This is a genomic window from Chamaesiphon sp. VAR_69_metabat_338, assembly GCF_031423935.1.
Lineage (GTDB): Bacteria > Cyanobacteriota > Cyanobacteriia > Cyanobacteriales > Chamaesiphonaceae > Chamaesiphon.
The window spans coordinates 1-4,490 of record NZ_JANPGM010000328.1; the positions used below are offsets into that span (position 1 = coordinate 1).

4 protein-coding genes are annotated in these 4,490 nt (G+C 45.5%); all 4 read left to right on the forward strand.

Going from position 1 to position 4,490, the window contains the following annotated elements:
• Window positions 1-585, forward strand: a 585-nt coding sequence (locus RMO84_RS09390) for a polysaccharide biosynthesis C-terminal domain-containing protein (RefSeq protein WP_310488209.1), incomplete at its 5' end; no start/stop codon positions are given.
• Window positions 586-718: 133 nt separating this feature from the next.
• Window positions 719-1,819: a glycosyltransferase family 4 protein gene (locus RMO84_RS09395; protein WP_310488210.1), complete on the forward strand. Its 1,101-nt coding sequence runs from the start codon at window positions 719-721 to the stop codon at window positions 1,817-1,819.
• Complete coding sequence (locus tag RMO84_RS09400; protein ID WP_310488211.1) at window positions 1,816-3,036, forward strand: O-antigen ligase family protein; 1,221 nt, start codon at window positions 1,816-1,818, stop codon at window positions 3,034-3,036. The genes RMO84_RS09395 and RMO84_RS09400 overlap by 4 nt, the downstream gene beginning before the upstream one ends.
• A 51-nt stretch (window positions 3,037-3,087) precedes the next feature.
• Window positions 3,088-4,392 carry an O-antigen ligase family protein gene (locus RMO84_RS09405; protein ID WP_310488212.1) on the forward strand — a complete coding sequence of 435 codons (1,305 nt, stop codon included), beginning with the start codon at window positions 3,088-3,090 and terminating at the stop codon, window positions 4,390-4,392.
• Window positions 4,393-4,490 lie beyond the last annotated feature (98 nt).

The window sequence follows — 4,490 nt, forward strand, 5'->3', positions numbered from 1 at the left end:
GCAGAAGGTCTGAAAAAACAGCGACAGGTGGCAGAGAATGCGATCGAAATTCTCCTGTGTATCAGCCTGCCTTTTTTAGTTGGGATTTACTTTATTGGCGATCGATTATTGATGTTTATCTATGAAAACCAAAGTTTTGTAGATGGAGCCATAATCCTACATATCATCTCGCTATCCTTAATTACTGCTGCCTTTTCTCGACCTTTTAATCTATTGTTAATTGCTAACGGCTTAGAAAAATTAAATCTTATTGAAGTTGCGATCACCACTGTTGTCGGTGGTTTAGCAGGCATCATTTTAATCTCTCAATTTAAATTGATGGGTGCTGCGTATATGAGCTTAGCAATCAGTTTTACAAATTTTAGCGTGATGCTGTTCTTTGTCAGTACGCGGTTATTTGTGCTCCGATTCCTAAAAATCATGCGTCGTCCGATATCGATTAGTATTTTGATGTCGATCGTATTTTTAGTGCTCGATCGGATCGGCCAAAATAATCTGATTGTCACGATCTCGATCGCCACATTATCCTATCTGGTCTTTGCTGGATTATTAATTCCTCGCAAGCCAGGAGGAGCTTATTTTTAAATACAATCTCAATTAATAGCTGTTATCTAAAGCTATGATATTGTTGACGCAACAACAAGAGTCGATCGCACAATCTAATCTAATCCGTCGTTAAATAATCATCATTAACTAAAAATAAATATCTAAACTAATAATGTTAAAAGTAGCACTCCTACATTTTGGATTTGCCGAGTATACGATCGGTCTTGCCAATGCGCTAGCAGACCATGTCGAGTTGACCTTAATTCATCCCGAAAAACTATCTCCTGTTTGTCAACAACTGGCAGATCCTCGGATTCAGATCCGGAGTTTTCCTAAGCCAGCACGGAGTCGCTATCCCGGAAATTGGCGATCGATGCGCGCGATGATGCGCATCATTCGCGAGGTCGATCCCGACGTGCTGCACGTCCAAGAAACTTTTGATTACTGGTACGATCTGACCCTATTATTCAATCGGATGCCACCATTGGTGACGACCATCCACGATATCGCGCCGCATCCTGGCGATCGCGGCAATACTCCAGGCGTCGAGTATACCAAACGAATTGCCTTCTATCGCTCTCAACAACTGATCGTTCACGCCCAAGTCTTAAAAGACACCCTAGCTCGGGACTTTCGTATCCCTGCCGCGCGGATTAATGCCATCCCCCACGGCGAACTGGGTAGTTTGTACCGCCAGATTGCTGGCAAGGCTCACAGCGTAGTGCGCGAGCCGCATACGCTGCTATTTTTCGGTCGGATCTGGCCGTATAAAGGCTTAAAATACTTGATTGAAGCCATTCCACTCGTCGCCAAGCAGTTTCCAGACGTCAAGTTACTAATTGCCGGTAGGGGCGAAAACTTAGACTCATACTTCCCTGCTGGCTATAACCGCCAACACTACGAGATCTTGAATGACTATATTCCTAACGAAGCAGTGGCTGGTATTTTCGAGCGGAGTGCGATCGCTGTCTTGCCCTACATTGAATCTTCTCAAAGTGGCGTAGCCGCTCTCGCCTATGGCACCGGGACGCCGATTGTGGCCTCCGATGTCGGTGGTGTCGGTGAAATGGTCAAACACGAACGGGATGGTTTACTCGTCCCACCAGGTGACGTCCCAGCTCTAGCTGCTGCCATCATCCGGCTGTTTGGCGATCGCCAACTTCAAGCAAAATTGAGGACAGCCGCACTAGAGCGCGCCAGTCAAGATTTAAGTTGGTCAAAAATTGCCGCCCAAACAGCCGCTGTTTATGCTCGTGCAATTGAGGTCGCATGAGCAAAACTTATTTGTGGTTAGAGCAGGCATTTACAGTAATCTCTATAATAATTTATACCGGCGGAGTATTGACCCTACTTATCTCTGGTGGTGCCGGAGAGGTAGATGTAGAAGTGACTTACGATACATCGCTCATCCGCATCTGTTATTTTGCGATCTATTTAATCACCTTCGCGCTCTTGCTGCTGAGGTGGCGGAAGGTACTCTACGCGTTCGCTCAAGACAAATGGATCGGGCTGCTCGTAGGTTTAGCCGTGATGTCGATCCTCTGGTCTTTCGATCGGTCAATTACAATCAAAGATAGTATCACGATCGTCGGATCGAGTATGTTTGGTCTCTACTTAGCAACCCGCTATCGGATCGAACAGCAATTGCAATTAATTGCTGTTGCCGCTGGGATCGCGATCGTCTTGAGCGTAGCATTTGCAGTGGTAATTCCCCAATATGGCATGATGCAAGATTTTCATGCTGGAGCCATGCGGGGAATCTATACACACAAGAATGGTTTGGGTCAAATGATGGGGTTGAGCATCCTCGTCTTTACCGCATTGATTATCGACAATCGCAAATCTTATCTAGCATGGATGGGATTAGTGGGTTCGATCGCGTTATTGATAATGGCAAAATCGACGGCCTCGGTCGTTAATGTGGCGATCGCTATGCCATTTTTTTTCGTCCTGAATGTTTTAAAACTCCGCTACCAGCTGATGATTCCGGCTCTGCTGAGTTGCGTCACCATCGGTTTTAGTTTGTCGATCTGGCTCAATCGTAATCTCGAATTGTTGGCGGTGTCAGTTGGTAAAGATCCGACCATTAGTGGCCGAACGCCGCTGTGGGGCTTTGTCTGGGAGATGATTCAAAAACAGCCGTGGCTGGGCTATGGTTACGGTGGATTTTGGCAAGGCTGGGATGGCCAAGCTGCGCAGATCTGGCGCGCGATCCAATGGACTCCCAATCATCCCCATAATGGCTTGTTAGCACTGTGGCTCGATCTGGGTTTAGTCGGCGTCATTATCTTCGGCACGGGGCTGTGGCGATACTCGATCAGATCGTTAACCTATCTCCGCAGTCACGATCGAGTAGAAGGTGTCTGGCCGCTATTATATCTGCTCTATATGGTGTTACTTAACTTGACTGAGACCAATTTATTTTCTTCCAATAGTCTGACTTGGATTCTTTATGTTGCCTGCTATCATTCAACTTTAAAAAAATTATAGTCGATCGCTAGATGTCACAATAGAGCGGAATTAATCTTGGAACTCGTGGATATGAACAGAATGGTAGTAGCAGAAAAGATATTTACAGTTCTCTCTCTGCTGCATTATATGGGCGGCCCCATCATCGTAATTTTATCGGGTGGTGAAAGTGAAGGCGATAATTCGATCGGAGCCACCTCTTACCCAGTCATTCAACTCTTATTTTTTATTAATTTTGCCATTTCCTTGATTCTGCTGACACTCAGATGGAAAAGTGTCTTATCTGTCTTACGTAAAGATCGATTTATTTCCACCTTGTTAGCGGTGTCGCTCCTGTCAATCTTGTGGTCTGTCGTCCCAGCAGTGTCGATCGTGCGCAATATTGCGCTGCTCGGCAGTAGCTTATTTGGACTGTATTTAGCTAGTCGCTACAGCCTCAGAGAACAGCTTCAATTACTAGCTTGGGCGTTTGGGATCGCGATCGCCCTCAGTCTGATCTTTGCAATTGCTTTACCGAAATATGGCATTATGACAAGCACGCACGCGGGTAAATGGCGGGGGATGTTCACCCATAAGAATGTGCTGGGTAAATCCATGATTCTCAGTAGCCTGATTTTCGCGCTTACCGCTTTAAACGAACGTAGACATCAAATTTTACTGTGGAGTGGCCTGGGTTTATCTGTACTGCTATTAGTGATGTCAAGTTCTTCTTCCTCACTGATTAATTTTCTCATCATTGCTGCCATTTTTTGGTTGGTAAAAATCGTCCGGTTGCCTTATCCAATGATGATCCCCATGATGTTTGCCCTCGCGATTGTTGCCATAGTGACAAATCTCTGGCTGCTCGATAATATGGCAAAGCTCCTGAGTTCGTTTGGTAAAGATGCCTCACTGACAGGTCGTGTCGATCTCTGGCCGGCAGTATTAGATAAGATTGGGCAACGCCCTTGGCTTGGCTATGGTTTTAGTGGCTTCTGGGGACGAGATTGGGATAGTGAATGTGCTTATGTGTGGAGGGTGACGGGTTGGACGCCGCCCAATTCACACAATGGGCTGTTAGATCTGTGGTTGGATTTAGGTTTGTTGGGATTAGGTGTATTTTCAATCGGCTTGGTACTAAGTTCGATCCGAGGTTTAGTTTGGGTGCGTAAATGTCGAACCGCCGACGCTATGTGGCCGATCTTATACATTATTTATTTTTGGCTATCGAACCAGACGGAGAGTGCATTGCTAGTCCAAAATGAGATTTATTGGCTGCTGTATGTCACAGTAGTTTTATCATTAGCTAACTTAAAAGATTACATGAAACAATTGCCAATCCAATCTGTAAACTTAGTCAAGCAAACATCGAAACCAAATAAATCACTAGTTCGATAAGAGAATGTCTGGAAAGTCTGATCTGTTAAGCACGCATCCTAGAAATCCCCCTAAATCCCCCTTTTTAAGGGGGACTAAGAATCCGCTCTTAGCCCCCT

What these genes read in the sequence shown, in the direction of transcription:
- RMO84_RS09395 (WP_310488210.1), top strand. Translation starts at nt 719, where the DNA reads ATGTTAAAAGTAGCACTCCTACATTTTGGATTTGCCGAGTATACGATC.
- RMO84_RS09400 (WP_310488211.1), top strand. Translation starts at nt 1,816, where the DNA reads ATGAGCAAAACTTATTTGTGGTTAGAGCAGGCATTTACAGTAATCTCT.
- RMO84_RS09405 (WP_310488212.1), top strand. Translation starts at nt 3,088, where the DNA reads ATGAACAGAATGGTAGTAGCAGAAAAGATATTTACAGTTCTCTCTCTG.